We start from the raw sequence: 21,398 nt of genomic DNA, 5'->3' as shown, positions 1-21,398 counted from the left end.
CAATAATCTTATTCTGCTGCTTCCGCCAGCCAGGCCTGCATCGCCGGAGATTCTGCCCGGTTCAGCCGCAGGGCAATGTCCGTATTCCCCTCATCCGGCGGCATCACCTCGGCAAGCACGCATACGTCCTCACGCGGCTGATTGAGCGCGAACAGCCCCTCAGCATCCAGCATCCGCATCGCCAGCTCCATGGCCTCCAGCCGCAGCACGAACTCATGATTCCCTGCGTCAGCCTCCAACACTGCAATGGACGGACGCGCCTGGAAGGACTGCTTGACCTCATCGAAATGCTCATCCCCGAAGCAGCAATAAGGCGAATCGGCATAAGACCATTTGATCAGCCCGGCGATCTCTGCTGCCGGCGTGCTGCCGTCCTCTGCCTGTCTGGCCGCTTCCTGCTCCAGTGCTTCCCGCGACCAGGCGGAGATGCTTGGCGCATGTCCCTCACCCGTTGTGTATAACGTACAGTAATAATAATGCTCCCCATTCGCAAAAAGCTCGCGGAACGCCCTCCGGGCCGCCTCCGCAATCTCCGCCGCCAACCGTTCTGTTTCCTGCGCTGTATTCATGGCTGTCCTCCCTCTAACTGGCTGCTCCACTAAGGAATTCTAGGAGAACGCTCATCAATCAGCTGCTCCAGGAATCCGGCGAATGTCGGGGCGTATTCCTCGATCAGATCATTCATCAGGTCATAACGCATGACCGGAAATTCTCCCTGTTCATCGGGGGAAGAGGTGTCGAAGTAATACAGCTCATCGCTATCCGGCACGAACAGATCCATGCGATGCGGAAACCGGGCTACCCACCATTCCTCCGCCAGATTCAGCCTGTGGATATACAGCAGATCCCAGTCGGTATACTCCCTATGCTCAGGAGCAACCAGCGTCAGAATTTGCCCGTCCCCCAGGCTGGCCCCCCCATACTGGGTCAGCCACCAGCGGTAAGACGGCGGCAGCTTGAAGCCTAACTCCTCCTCGGCATCGGCAATCCAGCTCTCCTCGGCCCCATGGCCCGGAAACCACCTTATCGCGGAAGGCTTGCTCAATTTCTCGGTTAGATGCTCATACATAGTATGCTCCCCTCTCCCCTGCTAAGGGATGATTATAGATTATCAGGATGAACAGCGGCTGGTGCATCACTATTCATGCGCAGCAGGATATACTCAATCTCCTCCAGCGGCAGCTTTAAGGTCCGGCTAACCTCATAGAGTCCGATCTCCCCGGAGAGGAGGAGGCGTGCCTGATGGATTTTCCCCTCCAGCCAGTTATTGGCCAGCATCCAGCATTTCACCCGTTCCAGCAGCTCAGCTTGGGCAGTCTTACCGGCATGCTTGGTATACTTGGCAAGGGATTCTGCCAGATAGCTGTACAGGTGAATGCCCAAGGCCTCGCGCTGCTCGTTCTTGGACATGCGCTGGTACAACTCGTAGCTTAGGCTGAGATCCAGATAGAGGGTATGATCCCCGCTGTCAAAACGTCTGAACGTTCTCCGCCCATAGCTATCAGGCAATACCCGGAACACCACAAAGATAGCATAGGGAAACTCCCATGTATTTGCCAGTTCCTCTAACGGCATCAATTCATCTCTAAGTACACCCACACAGGTTCCATGGGTATCCAGCGTAAAACCCAGTTGCATATTAGCACCCCTCCCCCGCGCTTAAGACATGCTTGAATTATTTCCCCCTTCTATAGGCGTCTGCCAGTTGGACCAGATACCAGACGGCCGCACCGGTCAGGGCCGCGAACAACAGATTAATACAGCCGAATACAAGAAATAACTTGGCTTTGCCCGGCCCGATCCGCACAGCAGCAATAAGCTGGAGAATCGCAGGGAGCAGGAACATCAGCCAGGAGACGGTGATCAGCTTTTCGGTCTTGAAGCTCCACCATACCGCACCGCATGATAAAGCCAGCACGCCCCAGGTACACACCAACTTCAGCGCCATCTGTTCCCCTCCCTTTCATGGATAATCCAATAGATCAGCTAGGCCCTGGCTGCCTATGGATCACGAGTCCGTATTGTCTGACCATCCAGGAGTCGCTTAAATCTTCAGCCGCCGCACGGCTTATGCGTGCAGAGGGCTTCTGTTCCGCCATCGCCTCCGGGTCTTGCGCGGAGAAGCGGAGAGGCTTGGTCATTTTTTGAATAGAGCCGGTAATTTCCTTGTACAGGGCATAGCTCAGCGGCTTGTGCTCCCGCACATCCTCATAGAGATAATACTCCCCTTGCTCATCCTGAGCATTGACTCGGTGCCCCTTAGGGCAGGAGATCATAATGCAGGGCAGCTCGTTCTCTGCCCATTGCCCGTGATAGGGAATAGAAATCCCCTCATTTCTCGCAAAAAAACCAAAGCTCTCCGTATCCGGCAGAACCGGCATCGAATAGATGAAGAAAGGGCGCACCCCGCTCTCTTTTTCCGCAGCTGTATAATATTGATAGAAGGCGCGATACGCCTCCACCACCTGATTCTGATCATGCTCTGTATGGGTATAATTGGTTAAATAATACCGCACCTGCGTGGGCTCCAGAAGCTCTACAACTCTCTTAAGCTCCTCGGGTGTGATGAAGAAGCGCAGCTTGTAGAATCCGCTGTTTTTTAGCATCTTCTTCTACCATTCATACGTAACAAAGCGCGCTCTGAGCGTCTCTTCATACGGTAACCATTCCGCATCGCTCCATAGAGACATTCCAGTAATTTCAGACAGCCGTTTCACCGCTTGCTCCGGGCCCGTAAGGCTGATGAATGCGCCGAAGCTCTCCTCCTCCGCTTGCATCCCGAGCACCCGCTGGATATATTCGTCAGCTATGCGCTCTTCCCGCAGCTGTTCAATTTCCTCCCGGGTCCACGGCTCACAGAAGATTCGTTCGGCCTGGATCTCCCCCTGCTCAAAGAACGACAGCTCGAAGATCTCCTCATTCATATATGCCACCGTCATCACCGGCTCCTGTAGCAGCCCGGACAACGTTCTGCCTGCCTTTTTCACCGTACCCCATACGAAATAATCGTGAAGCACGCTGATCCAGCCCTCATTACTTTGGCTTACATAGATAACGGCCTTACGCTCCGGTGTGTCAGGATAACCCAGTACTTTGCCATGCTTGCCGGTCAGCTCCTGTAAGGCTTTCAGGGTCTTTTCCAGGTCACCTGACTTGATATGCAGATTTGCAAACGATCTTCCCACGGGTGGATGGCCTCCTTTAATGGCTTGTCTATAGTGACTTGGCATACTAACATATAAACTAGATTTCATTTATTTTACCAAATTAATGTAAGGAGGGGCTACCTTGAATAAGAAATTCCTCTTGGCCAGATGGCAGGACGACCAGCTCTCTGAAGTGAACCGCCGTCTAGCCGCGATTTCAGGTAAACATAATCTCCATCAAAAGGACCGTTCCTTTCCCATCTCCCCTTATGGATTGACGGAAACAGGACTCAAGGATTACCGGGGAGTTACTCTGACCGAGAGCATACAGTACCTCACTCTACAGGATATTGATTTCTCTTACTCACGCTTCGAGGATGCGGCAAGCCCCAACACCTCAACGCTCACCCGTTGTTGCCTGGACGGTGTAAGACTGGACAACAGATTCGTGACCCATACCTTCAATCACTGTTCCTTCCGGGGAGCGAAGCTGAATGGCGCCAGACTCAGCAAGTCGTTCCAGGATTGTGATTTCACAGGCTGCAACTTAAGCAAAGTGATCGCAAATGATGTGTCCTTCACCCGCTGCCGCTTTGATGACGCCAACTTCCGCAGTGCCTTATTGTTGTATTGCCGGTTCGAGGAATGCAGCTTTGAGGGGGCGCTGTTTCAAAACGGCTCAATCGCCGGAAGCCGCTTTGCGGGAGAGGCCCGCTTGCTCCCTGAGTGGGGGAATACGATACAGGATCATGGTGAACTACCATCCACCTAAGAGGTGGCGGCTTCTTGGTCAATGAAGCTACTGCTCCAAGTTTACCCAAGCTCAAAGGCTAGTCCCTAGCCCAATCATTGCAATATCACATGGCTAGTTTCAGTAGGTTTTGAGCAGCGTTTACATCCCGATCATGATGCGCGTTACATTCTGGACAAGTCCACTCTCGCAAGGCGAGATTCTTCACCTCTGCGTTCTTATAACCGCAACAGGAGCAAAGCTGACTGCTTGCATAGTGCTTAGGGGCAATAATCAGTTCTCTGCCATACCATTGAGCCTTATATTCAAGCATGGAACGGAACATACTCCAAGATACCTCGCTAATCGCTTTTGCAAGTTTGTGATTCTGCATCATATTCTTTACACGTAAGTCTTCCATCACGATGACTTGGTTTTCGTTTATCATTTTGGCAGACGTTTTATGCAAGAAGTCTTTACGCTGATTCGCTATTTTTTCATGGTGCTTGGCAACTTTCAGCCTAGCCTTATGACGGTTATGGCTCCCCTTCTTCTTCCGCGATACATCCTTTTGCAGCTTCGCTAATCGCTTTTCAGACGTACGCAAGTACTTAGGATTGGATATGATTTCGCCATTTGAAGTAATAGCAAAGTCTTTCAGCCCAAGATCAACGCCAATCTTCGTATGCATGTTGGGCAACTGGACGATATCCGTTTCAACCAATACGGAAGCATAATACTTTCCCGTTGGTGTTTTTGAAATCGTGCATGATTTGATCAGCCCCACGAATGGTCGGTGCAGCTTGATTTTGATGCCCGTTTTTAGCTTTGGAATCTTGAGATATCCATCTTCTATAGCCACTGTTCCATTTTGGTTATTCGTTGTGAAGCTATGATTATTCGTCTTCTTGCTCTTGAATTTAGGAAATCCCGTTTTCTTATCCCGTAAAAAATTCTTATAAGCCTTGTCTAAGTTCAGTTGTGTATTCGCTAAGGCAAGGCTATCGACTTCTTTCAGCCAGTCGAATTCCTTTTTGTATTGTGCGGGTGTATTCCTCAGCATCGTTTTCGTTTGCTTGTAATGTTCAATCTTATCTGCAAGCATTCTGTTGTAGATGAAGCGAACGCATCCGAACACTTTAGCGAAGTAGTGTTGTTGCCCATGGCTCGGATAGATACGGTATTTGTAGGCTTTCAGCAATGGCGATCACCCTTTCACACCTTGGTTTTCGATGTATTTTTGAATGACGTCTATTGGCGCTTCACCCGTTGTAAGCAAGCAATAGGAGCGTGACCAAAAAGCCTCTTTCCAAAGTGATTTTCGGAGGGTAGGAAACTCCTTTTTGATCAGCCTAGATGATGCACTCTTATAAGCGTTGAGAAATTTAGAAATGTCGGTATTAGGATGAGTTTTCATTAGAATATGAACGTGATCCCTGTCATGATTCCATTCCTGCAAAGTCACATTGTAAGTAGGCTGAATGTATGCAAATATCTCTTTCAGACGTTCGGATATTGGATCTGTAATGACTTTCCTACGATACTTGATGACTAGAATAAGGTGGAAGTGAAGGGAGAACACTGAATGGTTATTCGAGTCTAATTCCATTGATTTCACTAACCTTTCCAAGATACGACTGAATACTTTGATTATAGCATCTTAGGCGGTAAGAATCCATGTAGATTAGACCGTTTCCATTCATCCCCCACTTAAAGAAGATGGGAGAATTCTGTCAACTGAGGGTTAAATTTGAGGATTGACCACCCCGTCTCCTTTTCTGTCATCGGAATGGTCACTTTTGTCATTTTATCTTCTCTTTAATAATGTCTATCATACTTCTCCCAGTAGCTATAATAGCCTCCTCTGCCGGGCGCGGGTTCCATCCCAGAAGACGTTTGGCCTTCTGATTACTCGTTGACATATCCTGGCCCAGAAGAGTAGCTATCATTCTTAGCTTGGGATTGAACAGCGCCGCGGCGCGGACAAGCAGATTGGGCATTTCCCTCGTAGGCACTTGTTCTGCGTCCTGCCCCAGGTGCTTCTGCAGAATCCGGGCTACCTCCAGCGTAGAGAGATTCTCAGCGCTGGAAGCGATGAACCGTTCCCCGCTGGCTTCGGGCCGCACCATAGCCAGAATATGCAGTGCGGCTACGTCCCGGACATCCACATAATCGGAATAGATCTTGGGGACCGACTTCAGCTTGCCCTCCAGCATGTTGCGGACAATCTCATTAGAGTGAGAGTAATCCTTGCCCAGAATGGGTCCCATCACACCGACGGGATTGACTGCAGACAGCTCCAGCCCTTTGCCTTCATGGCGGATAAACTCCCAGGCTGCCTGTTCAGCGAGGGTCTTGGATTTTTGATAGGGATGGATGTTCGCGTCTGTATTGGACCAGTCCTCTTCAGTATAAGAGCCTGCATGCTGCTTATGTCCCACTCCAATGGCTCCGAAGGCAGAGGTTAGGACCACACGTTTGACCCCGGCCTCGCGCGCTGCTCTTAGCACCCGCAGAACCCCCTCACGCGCCGGCTGAATCATTTCATTCTCGTCTTTATATATCCGATTAGGCGTTGGAGAAGCTACATGAATCACATAATCCGCCTCCTTCACCGCCTGATTCCAGTTCTTATCCGAAGTCAGATCAGCCTCTATAAACGACAAGTCCTCTATATTAGCCCCGCCGCCCGCCAACACCATGGCCTTCACTTCATCCTGTCTGCCCATAGACCGCAGAGTAGCCCGAACACGATAATCCTTCTCCAGTAATTGCACAATAATATGCACAGCGATGAATCCTGAGCCTCCAGTCACCAGCACTACAGGCTTGTTATGCTCTCCCATAATCAATATCTCCTCCGGTAGACGTTACACTTGTAACGTGTTTTACCCTATAATAAGGCTGGACCTTATCGCTATCAAGCCGTTAACAGGCATGTGTGACAGAATGGAGGAACTGTAATGGCAGCCACCGATCATGCACAATTGATCAAAAAAGACACCCGGGAATGGATCACGATTGCCCTGCTGGAGCTGCTGCGGACGAAAAAAATGTCAGAGGTGACCATCTCGGAGCTTGTCAAAAAAGCCGGGGTCAGCCGGATGGCCTTCTACCGGAATTATGACAGCCTTGAGCAGGTCGTGACCGGATACTATGAGCCTAAGTTTGCCGATATCTTCTATAAAATCGCCCACAAACCGAATCACGAGCAAAAGATAACGGATCTGACCCGCTTTTTCCAAACCTTCTCCGCTGATTTCCGCCTGGCGATTGAAGGCAATTTCACAGGGCTGCTGTATCAGATCTTCAAGCACCATATTGCACAGTTCTACGATGAGCTGATTCCGTTTCCAGACTGGACCGGGGCAAGGCGGGAGTATTGGATTCATTTCATGAGCGCCGGCGTATTTGAGATCTGGATCATGTGGATCAGGAATGGCCAGCAAGAGACCCTGGAGGAGATATCCGCGCTTATCCGGCTTTTTCACAAATAATTATCATCCATTCTAGCCATAATAACGCAGATTCGCGCATCCCATACAAAGGAGCAGTTGATTGTGAAAAAGCTATGGTTAACGGTGTTTACTCTGGGGCTCGTCTTCAGTCTGGCCCAAGCTGCGGTTCCGGTACAGGCGCTCGCGGCCGCAAAGAAGGAAGCTGCCTGCATAAGCCCGCAAGTGGTGCAGCTGGGAAGCGAGATGCAGCAGGTGTGGATTGACCACACCATTTGGACGCACAACTATATTGTCAGCGCCCTCTACAATAACCCGGACCAGAAGGATGTCCTGGAGCGGCTGCTCAGGAATCAGGAGGACATCGGCAATGTCTTGGGGCGTTATTACGGGGAGGCGAACGGCAGCAAGCTGGCCGGACTGCTGAAGGAGCATATTCAGATCGCCGGACAGATTGTCGCGGCCGCCCAGAAGGGCAATGCGGGAGAGGTACAGAAGCTCCAGGCCGACTGGCACCGGAACGCCGATGAGATTGCCCGCTTCCTGAGCGGATTGAATCCGAACTGGCCCGTGAAACAGGTGCAGGATATGCTGTACGAGCATCTTCAGCTCGTGACGGACATCGTGCTCGATATCCTCAAAGGAGACTATGCCGCTTCCATTGCTGACACCGATAAAAACGAGGTCCACATGATTCATTTTGCCGACCTGCTGACCGAAGGCATTGTGAAGCAGTTCCCGGAGCAATTTAAGGGAAAATAGACGGACCGTCCCGTAGGCGGACGAACCTAGCAGACATACAAACAGGCTTTTCACCCTCCCCCTAGGGATCGTGAAAAGCCTGTTTCTACGTTTAATCTCTCCGCGCTTTAGTAGATCTTGCCCAGCAGCGCGGTCACTTCATCAAGGGTAAGGCCGAAGGACTTATAATACTGAATGTCGCTCTCCATCTGCTTCAAGACCATCTCATTACGTATCCGCAACATCTCATCCGGTGAGAATTCGGCGACAAAGCAGCCTTTGCCGGTTACCGTGTTGATCAGCCCGCTCCGCTCCAGCTCCTCCCAGGCCTTCTTGACCGTGATGACGCTGACACCAAGCTCCAGCGCAGCCTGGCGGATCGGCGGCAGACAGTAGCCGCTCTCCAGCTCCCCCTGGAGAATCTGCGCGCTGATCTGTTCATGCAGCTGCTGATAGATCGGCTTCTCGGAGGTGCTGGATATCGTTACATTCATAGAATCTCCACTTTCAGGAATCTCTTCACCGCAATCCGGTAGGCCAGCAGGTTACAGGCAATGAAGATCAGGACGCCGCCGGCCAGAATGGAGAGCTGCAGCCCTGTCCGGTCCAGCCCGGAGCCGTAGAACAGGCTATGCAGCCAAGCATTCTGGATACCAGCCCACTGGACCGCAGCAGCGAACAGGACGGCTGCAACGGTCGATGCCGTGGTTGCTAGACCATACTTATAAGCTGACTTATAGTATATCGGAATGAAGATGAGATTGAAAAGCGCCATCATAATGAAGCACATACCCCAGAAGCCCATATGCGGCGCAAAGAAGAAATATTGCATCTTCGGGTATAGCTGAAAGGTAAATATACTGGCAATCATGGCGACCAGCAGATGCATCAGCTCCAGAATGACAAGTACAGTGACTCTGGACTTCACAATATCGCTCTTGGTCACAGGCATTATGGTGCTGAACATCAGATCATTCTGGCTTTTGAAGCCGCCGAAAATGTTCGGTACCGTGATGAAGCAGAAGTACAGCGGTACCAGGAAATAGAGCCAGCCGGGAATCAGCATAAGGCCGCCCATCAGGAAGGGCAAGACAAAGAACCAGGGATTAACGCCTAACTTCAAATCCTTCAGCACCAGATTATACATATACACCCTCCTTTTTGGCAAAGTAGATCATGATGTCATCCAGAGTCGGGATGGCCGTGTTAAGTGTCCAAGCGGAATCAATATCCCGGGTATGGATCAATCCGTTGAAGCCGAAGGAGTTGGTTTTGTAAGAAATCAGGCGGTCCTTCACCCTGCTCAGGTCAGCCTCGCTCCCGCTAATCAGGCGGTAGGATTCCTTGAACTCATTTTTCTCGCTACTTGCCACAATCTGCCCTTGTTCAATGAAGGTGATGTAGTCGGCACAGCGTTCCAGGTCGGAGGTAATATGGGTGGAGAACAGAATGCTAAGCTCCCCGCTGACAATAAGCTCCTGGAAAATATCGAGCAGATCATCCCGGGAGACCGGATCGAGTCCGCTGGTCGGCTCATCCAGAATGAGCAGCTTGGCGCCATGCGACAGAGCGAGAGTCAGGCTGTACTTAACCTTCATGCCGGTGGACAGCTCAGCGATCTTCTTGTTCTCGTCCAGCTTAAACCGGCTCAGATACTTGTAATATGTGTCATCATTCCAGTTCTTATAGAACTTCTTCGTGATTCCCGTCAGCGTCTTGATCCGGCTGCGGGTGTAGAAGTTAATATCGCCGAAGGCGCAGCCGATGTCCTGCTTCAGTTCCATCTCATGCTCCGCGATATTCTTACCCAGAATATGGATCTCGCCGCTGTCCATCTGAATCATATTTAGAATGGATTTGATCGTCGTTGTTTTGCCGGCGCCGTTCACGCCGATGAAGCCCATAATATATCCCTGCTCCAGTTGAAAAGATACGTCTTTGAGCTGAAAATTCGAATATTTCTTATTCAAGTGTCTAACATCCAAAGCCAGCATAACTAACCCCCTCAACAAATTGTGTATTCCGTGTATACACAATGTATCATGGAGATTTCACAAAGTCAACGGTTCAGTGAAGATTAGGCTGCCGCCTCCGCAGGCTTCTCCTTCGGCTTGCGCCGGAAAAACGGCTTGCCCTTGGACCAGTTAATGAACGGCTGCTCGATGAGATAATACGAGAGAGTCGCCGCTGCGTAAGAAATGGCTACAACGGTGAGACTGATGCCCAGCCAGCGCCACACATCCCTGACTCCGGCAAAATGGAAATCCTGAAGCCCGTACTTCTCGATCAAGGTAATGAACAGGTAGTGCCATATGTACAGGCCGAATGACACCTTGGCCGTAAACCTGAAAAAGCGGTTATCCAACACACGCCCGGCCACCCGGCTGAACGGTGCGGTAAACAGCACGATGCCGAACAATAGGGCATAGACCGGGAACAGATACGGCTGCTGCTGGAGACTGAAGTCGAATTCGCCTGCGTGGCGCATCCGCCAGATCAGGAACCCGGCCAGACCCAGAGCAAGCACTGTGGCGGCATCGAACACGCCCAGCCTGCTGAGCCGTTCCACTTTGGTACGGCGCTGGAGCATGGCATTCGTGATGCCTGCGGCCAGAATGCCGATGATGAAGTGGCCGAAGAAGCCAACCGGATTGTAATTCGGCATCCAGAATTTTGCGCCGCCGACTTGGCCGTAGTCCCAGCCCCGGCCCTGCTCGCTTGGAGTAAACCAATGATGAATGAGGGCATTGGCAGCAAGCACCAGCCCAAATACGGCGACCCAGAACAGGATCGCCTTACCGAAGGAATGCCGCTTGCCGAGCATGAATAACACTGCCATGAAGAGTGGCATCAGCAGATAGCAGAAGACCTCGAAGCTGATGGACCAGAGCGGTCCGTTCAAGTCGGAGGGGAAGAACGTGGTGTAGTGGAAGCCTGATGTGAAGGTGAACGCTGTGGCAATTCGCTGCCCCAAGTACTCCATCGGAATATCCAGCCTCCAGGTCAGGAGCAGACACACCAGCATGGATACATAGAAGCCGGGCATAATTCTTGCGGCACGGCGCAGGGTGTACGTCCGCAGGCTCGGATACGGCCCGTTATCGAGATACGCACTCCAGAAGGGAAACGACAGCAGGAAACCGCTTAACAGAAAAAACAGACTGACCCCGCTATTCCCAAGCAACAGCACGGATTGCAGCTCCTGCACCCAGGGCTTTTGTGCGGGCGGCATCAGCTTTTGCGATAAGTGATGCAGGATGACTGACAGGCAGGCGATCGCACGAACGCCATCCGCTCCTGTTAGCCGGGTATTGCCCAGGCGAATCGTTGGCATCAGCTCAACTTCCTCTTTTCATGAGTGAATTCCTGAATATATGGCGCAGACCGGTCTCAGGTACTCCTATCTTTCCATAGATCCAGGCCAAATCCTTCAACGATTCAGGGCGCCAACGCATAAAATTTTGCAAGCCGGGTTTTCTATCCCATTATTGCTAATTATTCGTAAGATAAATGGAGTATAATACACGATAGGTGACGGATAGATGTCACCATTTCATATTTAACTCAAGAAAGAGGGAAGCGGATGGACAAGGTCGAACGGCTGATTACCATCATCATGATTCTGCTCAAAAAAGACATTGTGCCCAGCTCAGAGTTCGCCCAATTATTCGGCGTGTCCAAACGGACGATTCTCCGCGATATGGAGACGCTCAGTCTGGCGCACATTCCTATATACGCCACACCCGGCGTGCAGGGCGGCTACGGCATTATGGAAGAATACAAGATGGACAAGCGGCTGCTGAGCAGCTCCGACCTGGAGAATATACTGGCTGCGCTCGGCGGGCTGGGACAAATTCTGCTTAGCGAGGATGTAGCCATGACGATTCGAAAAATAGAAGCGATGGTTAGCCCGCTCGCTTCCAAGGGGTCGGTTCAGCTGTCCTTCTATGGCTGGGAGGGACGCGCGGAGCTTGCCGGAGCCATGAAGCTATGTCAGGAGGCCATCGCCGGGAGCTGGCTGCTCTCTTTTGACTATACCGATAGAACAGGTTCTCCTACGACACGGACGGTGGAGCCTTATCAGCTTCATTTCAGTGAATCGAGCTGGTATCTGAAGGGCTTCTGCCTGGAGCGGATGGGCGAGCGGATGTTCAAGCTCTCCCGGATGGAGCAGCTGAAGCGGAAGGGACAGACCTTCAGCCCCAGAGCGGACATGCTGAATCAGGCACGGAAGGCTGAAGTTCCGCCACAGTTAACCGAAGTGAAGGCACTGATCTCACCTTCGGTCAAAGATCAATTCATTGAACGGTATGGCCGCAAGAGCATCGAAGTCTATAACGCGGAACAACTGCTGGCTACGTTCCACATTCCGCAGCACCCGGTCGGATATCAATTCCTGGCCGGCTTCGGCACTCAACTGGAGATTATGGAGCCGAAGGCATACCGTGAAGAATTCCGTAAGTATCTGCTGGAAATGATGAGCCGGTATACGCAGTAATTACTGCGCGAAGAGAACGTGCTCTTAATTCAGCTCCTTCAGGAAGTCCTCAATCTGATTCATATAGCCCGGCACGGTGATGTGCCGCGGGGCGAACAGACTGATCATGAGCGCCCGGAAGCTGGAATCCGCCGTCTTCTTGCTCAGCATGGAATGCTCTGCCTCCGGGAAGACAGCGACGCTCAGCAGCCCCGGCAGGATCATCTTGCGGTACACCTGCTCCGTCTCCTGCCAGTCGACATGAATATCCTGCTGGCCCAGCAGCAAGAGTACCGGCGAGCGGAACTGCTTAAGATCCTGCTCGGCATCCGACTGGTAATTCTTGCTGACAAAAGTCCACCGCTCCCTCGTCATCGGGTCATCCTCCCGCACCGCAGCCAGATAGTCTTCATAGCTCGCCTTTCGCGCCAATAGCTGCCGAACCTCGTTGTTAGCCGCCTCTTCAGCTGCGATTTCCGCCTCCGATTTCCCTTCCTGCAGCATCTGCTGCCGGGTATGATAGGCACCCTGGCGCAGCCAGTTGACGGCCGGGGAGACCAGAATGCTGAAGGCGAGCGGTTCCTTCCCGGCCAGCTTGGGAATTACCCATCCGGCCTGGCTCGCACCCCACACCCCGATCCGGTCCGGGTCAATACCCGGCTGCTTCCGGGCCCAGGCAATCGCTTCACGCGCCTCCTCTACCCGGTCGTCGATGCTCTGGTCCAACCAATTGCCTGCGGAACCGCCGATCCCTCTTTTATCAAGAGATAAGGACGCATAACCCAGGCTGGCTAACTGCTCCCACAGCGGCTTGTAGCCGTCATCATGCGAAGCGTTAATCGGCCCGTCCCCGTGAATGAACAGAACTAATCCCAACTTGCCGGAAGTTGCAGAAGATTCCTTAGGCAGCACCAGCGTCCCGGTCAGCTTGCCTTCAGGGGACTCTATCTGGATGGCCTGCTCCACCATCTCAAAACGGTTCTGCTGCACGACATAGATTCCTGCCCCGCCAACCAGCAGAAGTACCGCAACACATAGGTAAATCCAGATCTTCTTGTTCCTCATCATTGCTCTATCTGTCCCCCTTTTTGAATCAGGACCATGTATTCCCATGCCCGTTCGCCCAATACTAAATACAGAAGCTGCCTGTTCTGACGGGCACTTGTCTGGAAGAACAGCCGCTCATAGAGCTGTCTGGCCCGCGGATTGCTGGCCGCAACGTGCAGGCTGAGGCGGTCCAGGCCGGGGTCGGCAGCCACAACTTCCCCGGCCCATCCGAGCAGTTGCCGGCCTACGCCCTTGCTGTGGTGGGCCGGATGAACCGCCAGGTCGGTAATATAACACTCGCCGGCCTCGGGGTAATGTTCAAGTGTCGCCAGACCAGCCAGCAGCCGGACCATGCCGCGTCTCCTTAGCAGAGGGAATACAGCCGGTAACGGAGGCAGCCGCTTACCCCTTACCAGCTGATCCGCCGCAGACTTATATTTCATCCCGATGCTGCCAATCACCTCTCCCTGCTGCAAGGCGACGCTTCTGGGGGCGAACGGTCCGGCCGGAGCATAGTCGAGAAGCGTCTCCAGACCCTTGGCCAGCACATTCCCGCTGAGGTGCAGCCGTCTGTGGAACTTGGCTTGGAACGCCTGGGCCAGCAACTGGCTTACCGGCCGGTTATACCGGGGTTGCATCGGCTCTATCGTAATCGGTGCAAGGCTCATACCGATCCCGCCCCTTCCTCAATCACTCCCGGTTGGATCAATGCTTTCAGTTCATAGTGCAGCTTGCCCGGAGCGAACAGTGACAGATACGACCGCTCAATTACCACCAGGGGCCCCGCCAGCGGAATCGCTTGTGCAGCCGCATAGGTCAAGAAATGGTCACACTGTTCTTCAAGCTCCTCCTCCTGAATCACACATTGGCGGATCAGATAATCCCCGGCCGGAAGAGTCAGATCGCCCGGAGCCTGCATCTCCAGATACAAGGTCACGGCCTCCTGTTCATCTGCCACATAATAAATATCCGATTCGAACAGATCCGGTATCCCTGCCGCCTGCTGCGCCAGCAGCGCCGCACTAAGCTGACTGTGCGAATCCAGCTTCATCAGCTCGGTGAGATGGACTTCAGGCTGCAACACCCTCTGAAAGGGCTCCGCCTGCGAGCTGTAGCTCTGCTCCTCCTCCAGCATTTTGCGGATGAACTGCCGCAGCTTCTGAAGACGCTTCAGCTCCTGTTCGATCCCTCCGAGAGAGTGCTCCAGCAGCCCGCGATGCTGCTCCGGACTATAGCTCATACATTCGTTAATCGACTGAACAGGCACTTCAAGCTTGCGGAGCAGCAGGATGTGCGCGAGCTGATACACTTGATCCAGACTGTACATTCTGTACTGATTCTCACCGGTATACGCAGGCTGCAGAACACCCTTCTCTTCAAAATACCGGATCTGATGGACCGATACATTCATCAGCTTGGCCAGTTCACTAATCGTTATTTCATTTCTCATCCTAATCACTCCCCGGGCTGCGGCTTGGAATATCTCTACGATACACCCTAGGTCTGACCTAAGGTCAAGGGGAGGACTCGAGATCCCGGGCCAGACGGATAAAAGCCTCAATAGCCGGGGAGAGCCACTTCTCCTCATGCCAGAACATTTGGGTGGCAAAAGATACTGCGGTCAAATCCCATGGCAGGGAGACAAGCTCCCCCCGCTTCAATTCTTCGCTTACGGCCATTTCAGGCAGGATGGCGATGCCCATCCCCAGCTTCGCGCATTGTTTGATTGCCTCTGCACTATGAAACTCCAGCTCCGTGATACCCGCCATCCCCTTCTGGGATAGGCTGCGCTCGAAGAAGCTGCGGTAGGAGCACCCCTGCTCTGTCAGCAGGAAGGTCTCGCCGTGAAAATCCTGGATAGCCAGCGCCGGACGCGATGCCAGCGGATGATCGGGAGCAGCCAGGAGGCAGAAGCGCTCGTCTGTTATTTTTTCTCCGCAAAATCCGCTCTCGCTCTTCACTTCATCCAGCATGAAGATCACATCGACATCCCCGTCCCGCAGGCTCTGCCTGAGACTCGGACTCACGAGCGGCAGGAAGATCAGCCGGACTCCGGGATGAAGCTGGCGGAACCGGTGCAGCACAGCGGGAAGTCTGTAAGTGCATAACGTCTCATCTGCACTGATTACGATGGTGCCTGTCAGCTCACCGGGCTGCTTGAGGGCATGCTGCGCCTCCTCCACCATACACAGGATGTTGTCTGCATAACGCAGGAACGTTTTGCCGGTATCGGTTAACGTCACATTTTTGCCGAGCCGGTCTACCAGCTTCACCCCCAATTCTTCCTCCAGGGCCTTCATTTGCATCGTAACCGTTGAGGGAACATAGTTCTGCGCTTCGGCGGCTCGGGCGAAATTAAGCGTGGAAGCCAGCGTATAGAAGGTTTTAAGTTGGCGCAATTCCATTCGATGTCACTCCTTCGTTCAAAAAAAATGAACGTTTCGTTCAGAAACGTTTCTTTGACTTAACCTTAGCAGCATCGTAGAGTGATGACAAGAACGGCGGCCGATTCCGTTATGAATGTACAAGGAGTGGGAGAAAATTGAATAACAGATTGACGATATATATTCTGGCACTTGCCGTTTTTCTGATCGGGACGATTGAATATATTATTACCGGTGTGATTGAGATGATTGCCGCAGATCTTGGCGTATCCACCTCCGAAGTGGGGCTGCTGGTGACCGTATTTGCGCTGTCCGCAGCCATTATTGCACCGGTGCTCATTGCATTGACCATTAATATGGACCGCAAAAAGCTGCTGCTGACCGCCCTCGGCGTGTTCATTGCCAGCAACGGGCTGATGCTGCTGAAGTTGCCTTATGAAGCTATGCTAGGAGTTAGAGTTATCCAAGGGGCAAGCGGGGGCATAGCTACTGTAGTCGCCATGGCTGTAGCTACAAGGCTCGTGGAGAGGGAGCGGAGAGGCAATGCGATTGGCATTATTCTGATGGGACTCAGCAGCTCGCTGGTTCTGGGCGTACCGGCCGGCACTTTTTTCAGCGGATACTTTGGGTGGAGGGCTCTGTTCATCATCGTCGGGGGGCTCAGCCTTATTCCGCTGTGCATCATCTCAGCCAAGGTCCCTGCCATAAAAGAAAAAGAAGCCGTCACCCTGAAGATGCAGCTCTCTGTGCTTAAGGATTCCAGAATTGTTACCGCTCTGGCGATCAGCTTATTGTATGTAGGGGGTTACGCTACACTCTTCACTTATATTACCCCTTACCTGCAGGCCGCATCCTCTCTGTCTGTCACCGAAATCAGCGGGGTGCTCTTCCTGGCGGGCGTCTGCAGCTTCATGGGCTCCAAGTTAGGCGGGCAATTGGCCGATTCTAGAGGATCGAAGTTCACCATTATCGCAGGACTTCTGTTACAAGCAGCCACACTCCTCCTGTTCGCACTAACGGGCGTTCCGGTGATCGTCCTTCTCCTGATCCTGATGCTCTTCATGCTGGGCACCTGGAGCATCTCCCCTGCGCAGCAGCTTCTGCTGGTCACCCTGGTTCCCCGGAACCCGGATATGGCCCTGAGCGTAAACACCTCCTTCATCCAGTTCGGATTCGCGCTGGGATCGGGCTTAGGCGGCTATGTGATCAGCCGTACCTCTGTGCTCCACCTGAACTGGGCGGGCCTCGCCGCTGTAGCGGTAGCTCTGATTCTGGCCGTCCGGCTGTTCAAGACTCAGAAGGCTTGATCGCACTTGAAGTACTCAGGCCGGGAGATGAACACAGCAAGACAAAGAGGCTATCCCCAGGGATGGCCTCTTTGCATGTATAGAAGAGCTGGCTGGTGATCAGCCGCACTTACTCTATTGCTACAGATGATTGACCGCGGCTGGCGGCTCATGCCCATCTGTTCCATTCGTCAGGCCCAGCGTGTGCGCTGCGGAAGCATGAATGTCATTCAATAGCTTCGGGTTAGCGGACAGGGACATGCCGTAGGCAGGAATCATCTGCTTGATCTTCGGCTCCCAGGCCTTGATCTGCTGCGGGAAGCACTTGGTGATGACCTCCAGCATGACAGAGACGGCCGTGGACGCCCCTGGAGAGGCTCCCAGCAATGCGGCGATGGAGCCGTCCGCGCTGCTGATGACTTCCGTTCCGAATTGAAGCATGCCTTTGCCGGCTGCTGTATCCTTAATAATCTGCACCCGCTGGCCCGCTACCACCAGCTCCCAATCCTCGCTTTTCGCATCCGGGATGAACTCCCGCAGCGCTTCCATGCGCTGTTCTTTGGACAGCATGACCTGCCCGATCAGATATTTGGTCAATGACAGATTCTTCGCTCCTGCTGCAAGCATCGTAACCAGATTATCCGGCTTGACCGAGGTAATCAGATCGAACATGGAGCCGTATTTCAGGAACTTGGGCGAGAAGCCGGCAAACGGCCCGAAGAACAGGGATTCCTGCTTATCGATCACCCGGGTATCCAGATGCGGAACAGACATCGGAGGTGCACCCACCGCAGCCTTACCATACACCTTGGCATGATGCTGGGCTACAATCTCCGGCTTCTTGCAGACCATGAACAGTCCGCTTACCGGGAATCCGCCAATCTTTTTGCCTTCCGGAATACCGGATTTCTGCAGCAGATGCAGGCTTCCTCCCCCGCCGCCGATGAAGACGAACTTGGCGTTATGACGCTCTGTTACGCCGCTGGCGAGATTCTTCACCTTCAGCTCCCAGGAGCCGTCCTGCGCGCGCTTCAGATCATCCACCTGATGATTATATCTAATATCGGTGTTATTGCTCTGTAAGTGGTTGAACAGCATGCGGGTCAGAGCGCCGAAATTCACATCCGTTCCCGAATCGATTTTGGTCGCCGCTATCGGCTGGTCCAGCTTCCGGTTCTTCATCATCAGCGGAATCCATTCCATCAGCCGCCTAGGATCATCGGAGAATTCCATGCCTTGAAACAGCGGACTATTTGAAAGCGCTTCAAATCGCTTTTGTAAAAATGCAACGTCCTTCTGTCCTTCCACAAAGCTCATATGCGGCACAGGTACAATGAAATCCTGCGGATTGTGTATTCGTTTCTGGCTCACCAGATAGGACCAGAATTGCTTGGAGAACTGAAATTCCTCGTTCACCTTAATCGCCTTGCTGATGTCAATCGATCCGTCCGGCTGCTCTGTAGTATAGTTAAGCTCGCAGAGTGAAGAATGCCCCGTTCCCGCATTGTTCCATTCTCCTGAGCTCTCCTCCCCGGCACCCGCACGCCGCTCAAACACGGTTATTTGCCAATCCGGTACTAATTCCTTTAACAGTGAACCAAGTGTTGCACTCATGATTCCAGCACCAATTAAAATAACGTCTGTTTTTGTTTGTTGGTTGCTCATATTATACCGTCCTTCTACCCTACGATTTGCAGGAAGGATGCAGGCACTCCTGCTTAGGCGCCATAGCAAGCCAGCGCGGACCAAGTCACACACCGTTTGGATCAATCCTGATCCTAGTTTATCACTAATGAAACTAAATTTTAAGATTTATCTTAATTTTTATAAACTTTTTAATTAATAATCACGGGCCGCATCGAACCAGCCCTGCGCCACTTCCTCTGTTATAGGCTGCCCGATCTGGTGCTCTGACTGGCTGAGCTGCCATACAGCTTCGCCAAGGTCTTCCCTCTCGGTAGTCTCGATGCCCTTCAGTGAATTGAAGCGCAGGGTGAAGGCGGTAATGGCTGCTTCCGCCTCTTCAAGAGTGCGGGCCTCCGCCATAGCTGCTTGCGCAGTATCATAGGCTTCGTTCGCCAGCTTGGCCAGACGCTTCGGCCAGGCCGCAAACGGGCGGCCGTATTCGCTCTGCCACCACTCCGGCTTCCTGAGCTGGCTTATGGAGGCATAATCATCCCAAGAGCGGACCTTGGCGCGCGCCTTCATCTGCTGCCGCAGACGTTTGCCTACGGCCTCCTCGACATTGTAGGCGATGAACCGGTCCAGCAGCGGCCATGTATCCAGGGAAGGCAGGCCTTCCAGCTCCGGCATGAAACGGAGCTCCAGGCTGGTCAGCCCCGTCAGGCGGGCAAGCGCCTCCAGATCGCAGAAGCTTCCCCACAGGCTGAGCGACTCCAGGTTCGGGAATTGCTCCAGGCCGTCCAGCGAGATGGGCTGGCCCAAGGGCGGGCTATTCAGCGTCAGGTGAGTCACACCCTGCAGCTCCCCCAGATCCGGCAGCCGGTACGGCGCATCGCTCCTGCGCCGGCTCATATTCGGTACTAAGGCCAGAGTAGTCGGCAGATGACCGGAAACCGAGAAGCGGGTCAGATCGCCGGACAAGCTCAGGTTGTACAGCTTCTCCGGCAGAACCAGGCTCAGCTGTCCATTTGCCAGAGGTCCCAGTTTGATGCCCAGGGTATAGATGTTCGCCCGGCTACCGTCCAGCGAAGCAGCCTCCGGCAGCACCGGGGTCCAGCTTAGATTCTCAATAGGCCGCCGCTCCGCCCATTCCAGGAACCCCGCATCACCGCCGGTATAGCTCAGATATCGCGGCCAGGGGGAGCCTGCGGGTGTGGCGAACGGCTCGAAGACGGACCAGTTGATGCGCTCATCGGCAGCGACCAGCACCTCTGCCGGTGGCTTCGACTCCCTGGGGCCGATCGATAAGCTGCCCATACCGGGCTTGCGGTCAAGCGTGTGGCTGCCGGGCCCCGTCAGATCAAGGACATACCTTCCGGGTTCTGTAATCGGAGCCGGGGGAAGAGCTTGGTTATCTGTGGACATTTGCTTCATCCTTTCTGCTCGAACCTACCTGTTTTCTTAATACTACTAATATTCTCTATACTACCTTTGTTTGCTATTCTAACTCAACCATACGACATCGTGGGGTTCACAGCAAATTTGCCGGCCCTCTATCCTCGCTTACATTTGGTCCGTAAGCCCCCACCCGGCCCATTGTAATCGGTTTTTCGCATCCATTTCCGTTCATGCTCCCCTCGCGGCGCATTGTAATCGGTTTTCCGATTACATTTCCGTTCATGCCCCCCCTGGCGGCCCATTGTAATCGGTTTTCCGATTATATTTCCGTCCATGCCCCCCTGGAGGCCCATTGTAATCGGTTTTCCGATTACATCCGCCCCAGCACATTCCCCTCCCCGCACATTGTGTTCGGTTTTCCGCATACATTCGCCCTTGCCATAACGCGAACAAGCCCGGGCCGTTACCGGCCCAAGCGCTCATTCCCTCTTCAGTTGGAGTGCAGTCCCTACATACTCTGCACTTCATTCGTCCCTGGCTTGTACATACTCTCTGCTTCAACCGGATTCTCTTTGGCTGTCAGATGCTGGGGAGTGATCCGGCATACCTGCACCGGCCCGCCGTACACAGCCGAACGGTATTTATCGACATGCTGTTTGGATAACGGCCGGTTATAGTACCCGGGCACATATTTGTTCATCATCTCCTGCAAGACCTGCGTAGCCTCATCCAGATCCGTCACCGGCTCAGCCTGCCCGAAGACCATCACGCTCATATAGGCGGTATCCGTCTTGGCGGGCACGGGGTTCGTAATCGTCCCATATTCCTCACAGACCGTGAAGCATACCTCTGAATTCTCACTCATCACCTGATTGCGTCTTCCATCCCCGGCCCCGTGAAAATACAGCTTTCCGTCCATCCATACATAATTCAGCGGCACAACATAGGGACGATCCCCATCCGCTAATCCCAGAAACCCAATTCTCGCCTGCATTAAAAACTGTTCAATCCTCGCCTCATCCTTGCATTCCCTAACCTTGTAACGAACCGGATTCATATCGAACCCTCTCCTTCCCGCGTCCTCCGCGTATACGTTATTCGGTAGTATATC

25 protein-coding genes are annotated in these 21,398 nt (G+C 53.1%); 5 read left to right on the top strand and 20 right to left on the bottom strand.

Annotated elements, in window-relative coordinates:
• Nucleotides 1-8 precede the first annotated feature (8 nt).
• From NST04_RS04540 to NST04_RS04515, 6 genes are read right to left on the bottom strand one after another with little or no spacing between them, the layout of a single operon-like run.
• Nucleotides 9-569, bottom strand: a complete 561-nt coding sequence (locus tag NST04_RS04540; protein ID WP_341183329.1) for a DUF4303 domain-containing protein — start codon at nucleotides 567-569, stop codon at nucleotides 9-11.
• A 29-nt stretch (nucleotides 570-598) separates the two neighbouring features.
• Nucleotides 599-1,069, bottom strand: coding sequence for an SMI1/KNR4 family protein (locus tag NST04_RS04535; protein WP_341183328.1), 471 nt, complete (start codon nucleotides 1,067-1,069; stop codon nucleotides 599-601).
• A gap of 32 nt (nucleotides 1,070-1,101) precedes the next feature.
• Nucleotides 1,102-1,638 (bottom strand): hypothetical protein, encoded by a 537-nt coding sequence (locus NST04_RS04530; protein WP_341183327.1) that lies wholly within the window; start codon nucleotides 1,636-1,638, stop codon nucleotides 1,102-1,104.
• A 37-nt stretch (nucleotides 1,639-1,675) separates the two neighbouring features.
• Nucleotides 1,676-1,948, bottom strand: a complete 273-nt coding sequence (locus NST04_RS04525; RefSeq protein WP_341183326.1) for a hypothetical protein — start codon at nucleotides 1,946-1,948, stop codon at nucleotides 1,676-1,678.
• Nucleotides 1,949-1,982: 34 nt separating this feature from the next.
• Entirely contained in the window at nucleotides 1,983-2,606 is a 624-nt protein-coding gene (locus tag NST04_RS04520; protein WP_341183325.1) for a hypothetical protein, read from the bottom strand.
• A 6-nt stretch (nucleotides 2,607-2,612) separates the two neighbouring features.
• The gene (locus NST04_RS04515; protein WP_341183324.1) at nucleotides 2,613-3,185 is read right to left on the bottom strand and encodes a hypothetical protein; all 573 of its coding nucleotides are present in this window, start codon (nucleotides 3,183-3,185) and stop codon (nucleotides 2,613-2,615) included.
• A gap of 103 nt (nucleotides 3,186-3,288) precedes the next feature.
• On the opposite strand from NST04_RS04515, the gene NST04_RS04510 reads away from it, so the two are divergent.
• Entirely contained in the window at nucleotides 3,289-3,918 is a 630-nt protein-coding gene (locus NST04_RS04510; RefSeq protein WP_341183323.1) for a pentapeptide repeat-containing protein, read from the top strand.
• 85 nt (nucleotides 3,919-4,003) lie between these two features.
• Here the strand turns inward: NST04_RS04510 and tnpB are convergent, their stop codons facing one another.
• The 3 genes from tnpB to NST04_RS04495 all read right to left on the bottom strand — a co-directional run bounded on the left by tnpB (nucleotide 4,004) and on the right by NST04_RS04495 (nucleotide 6,722).
• A complete protein-coding gene (gene tnpB, locus NST04_RS04505; RefSeq protein WP_341183322.1) occupies nucleotides 4,004-5,077 on the bottom strand; it encodes an IS200/IS605 family element RNA-guided endonuclease TnpB in 1,074 nt (357 codons plus the stop codon).
• 6 nt (nucleotides 5,078-5,083) lie between these two features.
• On the bottom strand, nucleotides 5,084-5,485 hold the full coding sequence (tnpA, locus tag NST04_RS04500) for an IS200/IS605 family transposase (RefSeq protein ID WP_341183321.1): 402 nt from the start codon (nucleotides 5,483-5,485) through the stop codon (nucleotides 5,084-5,086).
• Nucleotides 5,486-5,678: 193 nt separating this feature from the next.
• Nucleotides 5,679-6,722 carry an SDR family oxidoreductase gene (locus NST04_RS04495; RefSeq protein ID WP_341183320.1) on the bottom strand — a complete coding sequence of 348 codons (1,044 nt, stop codon included), beginning with the start codon at nucleotides 6,720-6,722 and terminating at the stop codon, nucleotides 5,679-5,681.
• 117 nt (nucleotides 6,723-6,839) lie between these two features.
• Here NST04_RS04495 and NST04_RS04490 point away from each other — a divergent pair, with 117 nt between their 5' ends.
• Both NST04_RS04490 and NST04_RS04485 read left to right on the top strand, forming a co-directional pair.
• Nucleotides 6,840-7,373: a TetR/AcrR family transcriptional regulator gene (locus tag NST04_RS04490; RefSeq protein ID WP_341183319.1), complete on the top strand. Its 534-nt coding sequence runs from the start codon at nucleotides 6,840-6,842 to the stop codon at nucleotides 7,371-7,373.
• Between the two features lie 63 nt (nucleotides 7,374-7,436).
• The gene (locus tag NST04_RS04485; protein ID WP_341183318.1) at nucleotides 7,437-8,093 is read left to right on the top strand and encodes a glycosyltransferase; all 657 of its coding nucleotides are present in this window, start codon (nucleotides 7,437-7,439) and stop codon (nucleotides 8,091-8,093) included.
• A gap of 107 nt (nucleotides 8,094-8,200) precedes the next feature.
• Here the strand turns inward: NST04_RS04485 and NST04_RS04480 are convergent, their stop codons facing one another.
• The 4 genes from NST04_RS04480 to NST04_RS04465 all read right to left on the bottom strand — a co-directional run bounded on the left by NST04_RS04480 (nucleotide 8,201) and on the right by NST04_RS04465 (nucleotide 11,406).
• Nucleotides 8,201-8,566 (bottom strand): GntR family transcriptional regulator, encoded by a 366-nt coding sequence (locus NST04_RS04480; protein WP_341183317.1) that lies wholly within the window; start codon nucleotides 8,564-8,566, stop codon nucleotides 8,201-8,203.
• Nucleotides 8,563-9,219 (bottom strand): ABC-2 transporter permease, encoded by a 657-nt coding sequence (locus NST04_RS04475; protein WP_341183316.1) that lies wholly within the window; start codon nucleotides 9,217-9,219, stop codon nucleotides 8,563-8,565. Before NST04_RS04475 ends, NST04_RS04480 begins: the two co-directional genes overlap by 4 nt.
• Entirely contained in the window at nucleotides 9,212-10,066 is an 855-nt protein-coding gene (locus NST04_RS04470; RefSeq protein WP_341183315.1) for an ABC transporter ATP-binding protein, read from the bottom strand. Before NST04_RS04470 ends, NST04_RS04475 begins: the two co-directional genes overlap by 8 nt.
• Before the next feature lie 83 nt (nucleotides 10,067-10,149).
• Nucleotides 10,150-11,406, bottom strand: a complete 1,257-nt coding sequence (locus NST04_RS04465; protein ID WP_341183314.1) for an acyltransferase family protein — start codon at nucleotides 11,404-11,406, stop codon at nucleotides 10,150-10,152.
• A gap of 249 nt (nucleotides 11,407-11,655) precedes the next feature.
• Between NST04_RS04465 and NST04_RS04460 the strand changes: the two genes are divergently transcribed.
• Nucleotides 11,656-12,570, top strand: a complete 915-nt coding sequence (locus NST04_RS04460; protein ID WP_341183313.1) for a helix-turn-helix transcriptional regulator — start codon at nucleotides 11,656-11,658, stop codon at nucleotides 12,568-12,570.
• Nucleotides 12,571-12,594: 24 nt separating this feature from the next.
• Here the strand turns inward: NST04_RS04460 and NST04_RS04455 are convergent, their stop codons facing one another.
• From NST04_RS04455 to NST04_RS04440, 4 genes are all read right to left on the bottom strand, one after another.
• Nucleotides 12,595-13,617: an alpha/beta hydrolase family protein gene (locus NST04_RS04455; protein ID WP_341183312.1), complete on the bottom strand. Its 1,023-nt coding sequence runs from the start codon at nucleotides 13,615-13,617 to the stop codon at nucleotides 12,595-12,597.
• On the bottom strand, nucleotides 13,614-14,264 hold the full coding sequence (locus tag NST04_RS04450) for a GNAT family N-acetyltransferase (protein WP_341183311.1): 651 nt from the start codon (nucleotides 14,262-14,264) through the stop codon (nucleotides 13,614-13,616). Before NST04_RS04450 ends, NST04_RS04455 begins: the two co-directional genes overlap by 4 nt.
• Nucleotides 14,261-15,046: a MerR family transcriptional regulator gene (locus tag NST04_RS04445; RefSeq protein ID WP_341183310.1), complete on the bottom strand. Its 786-nt coding sequence runs from the start codon at nucleotides 15,044-15,046 to the stop codon at nucleotides 14,261-14,263. The genes NST04_RS04450 and NST04_RS04445 overlap by 4 nt, the downstream gene beginning before the upstream one ends.
• Nucleotides 15,047-15,110: 64 nt before the next feature.
• Nucleotides 15,111-16,001 (bottom strand): LysR family transcriptional regulator, encoded by an 891-nt coding sequence (locus tag NST04_RS04440; RefSeq protein ID WP_341183309.1) that lies wholly within the window; start codon nucleotides 15,999-16,001, stop codon nucleotides 15,111-15,113.
• A gap of 137 nt (nucleotides 16,002-16,138) precedes the next feature.
• On the opposite strand from NST04_RS04440, the gene NST04_RS04435 reads away from it, so the two are divergent.
• Nucleotides 16,139-17,287, top strand: coding sequence for an MFS transporter (locus NST04_RS04435; RefSeq protein ID WP_341183308.1), 1,149 nt, complete (start codon nucleotides 16,139-16,141; stop codon nucleotides 17,285-17,287).
• A gap of 120 nt (nucleotides 17,288-17,407) precedes the next feature.
• Here NST04_RS04435 and NST04_RS04430 read toward each other — a convergent pair whose 3' ends face one another.
• The 3 genes from NST04_RS04430 to NST04_RS04420 form a co-directional block, all read right to left on the bottom strand.
• Complete coding sequence (locus NST04_RS04430) at nucleotides 17,408-18,931, bottom strand: malate:quinone oxidoreductase (protein ID WP_341183307.1); 1,524 nt, start codon at nucleotides 18,929-18,931, stop codon at nucleotides 17,408-17,410.
• Nucleotides 18,932-19,105: 174 nt separating this feature from the next.
• Nucleotides 19,106-20,314 (bottom strand): hypothetical protein, encoded by a 1,209-nt coding sequence (locus NST04_RS04425; RefSeq protein ID WP_341183306.1) that lies wholly within the window; start codon nucleotides 20,312-20,314, stop codon nucleotides 19,106-19,108.
• A gap of 481 nt (nucleotides 20,315-20,795) precedes the next feature.
• A complete protein-coding gene (locus NST04_RS04420; protein ID WP_341183305.1) occupies nucleotides 20,796-21,344 on the bottom strand; it encodes a pyridoxamine 5'-phosphate oxidase family protein in 549 nt (182 codons plus the stop codon).
• Between the last annotated feature and the right edge of the window lie 54 nt (nucleotides 21,345-21,398).

Origin of the sequence: Paenibacillus sp. FSL H7-0756, from assembly GCF_038006765.1 — a bacterium.
Lineage (GTDB): Bacteria > Bacillota > Bacilli > Paenibacillales > Paenibacillaceae > Paenibacillus_AQ.
The sequence above is the reverse complement of the archived record's forward strand: the minus strand, read 5'-3'. Positions and strand labels throughout refer to the sequence as shown.

Bases quoted from the DNA above. Each gene is read 5' to 3' on its own strand.
- NST04_RS04430 (WP_341183307.1), bottom strand. From the start codon at position 18,931: ATGAGCAACCAACAAACAAAAACAGACGTTATTTTAATTGGTGCTGGA.
- NST04_RS04520 (WP_341183325.1), bottom strand. From the start codon at position 2,606: ATGCTAAAAAACAGCGGATTCTACAAGCTGCGCTTCTTCATCACACCC.
- NST04_RS04540 (WP_341183329.1), bottom strand. From the start codon at position 569: ATGAATACAGCGCAGGAAACAGAACGGTTGGCGGCGGAGATTGCGGAG.
- NST04_RS04530 (WP_341183327.1), bottom strand. From the start codon at position 1,638: ATGCAACTGGGTTTTACGCTGGATACCCATGGAACCTGTGTGGGTGTA.
- NST04_RS04425 (WP_341183306.1), bottom strand. From the start codon at position 20,314: ATGTCCACAGATAACCAAGCTCTTCCCCCGGCTCCGATTACAGAACCC.
- tnpA (WP_341183321.1), bottom strand. From the start codon at position 5,485: ATGGAATTAGACTCGAATAACCATTCAGTGTTCTCCCTTCACTTCCAC.
- NST04_RS04490 (WP_341183319.1), top strand. From the start codon at position 6,840: ATGGCAGCCACCGATCATGCACAATTGATCAAAAAAGACACCCGGGAA.
- NST04_RS04470 (WP_341183315.1), bottom strand. From the start codon at position 10,066: ATGCTGGCTTTGGATGTTAGACACTTGAATAAGAAATATTCGAATTTT.
- NST04_RS04525 (WP_341183326.1), bottom strand. From the start codon at position 1,948: ATGGCGCTGAAGTTGGTGTGTACCTGGGGCGTGCTGGCTTTATCATGC.
- NST04_RS04475 (WP_341183316.1), bottom strand. From the start codon at position 9,219: ATGTATAATCTGGTGCTGAAGGATTTGAAGTTAGGCGTTAATCCCTGG.
- NST04_RS04450 (WP_341183311.1), bottom strand. From the start codon at position 14,264: ATGAGCCTTGCACCGATTACGATAGAGCCGATGCAACCCCGGTATAAC.
- NST04_RS04480 (WP_341183317.1), bottom strand. From the start codon at position 8,566: ATGAATGTAACGATATCCAGCACCTCCGAGAAGCCGATCTATCAGCAG.
- NST04_RS04420 (WP_341183305.1), bottom strand. From the start codon at position 21,344: ATGAATCCGGTTCGTTACAAGGTTAGGGAATGCAAGGATGAGGCGAGG.
- NST04_RS04535 (WP_341183328.1), bottom strand. From the start codon at position 1,069: ATGTATGAGCATCTAACCGAGAAATTGAGCAAGCCTTCCGCGATAAGG.
- NST04_RS04465 (WP_341183314.1), bottom strand. From the start codon at position 11,406: ATGCCAACGATTCGCCTGGGCAATACCCGGCTAACAGGAGCGGATGGC.
- NST04_RS04440 (WP_341183309.1), bottom strand. From the start codon at position 16,001: ATGGAATTGCGCCAACTTAAAACCTTCTATACGCTGGCTTCCACGCTT.
- NST04_RS04455 (WP_341183312.1), bottom strand. From the start codon at position 13,617: ATGATGAGGAACAAGAAGATCTGGATTTACCTATGTGTTGCGGTACTT.
- NST04_RS04460 (WP_341183313.1), top strand. From the start codon at position 11,656: ATGGACAAGGTCGAACGGCTGATTACCATCATCATGATTCTGCTCAAA.
- NST04_RS04445 (WP_341183310.1), bottom strand. From the start codon at position 15,046: ATGAGAAATGAAATAACGATTAGTGAACTGGCCAAGCTGATGAATGTA.
- NST04_RS04495 (WP_341183320.1), bottom strand. From the start codon at position 6,722: ATGGGAGAGCATAACAAGCCTGTAGTGCTGGTGACTGGAGGCTCAGGA.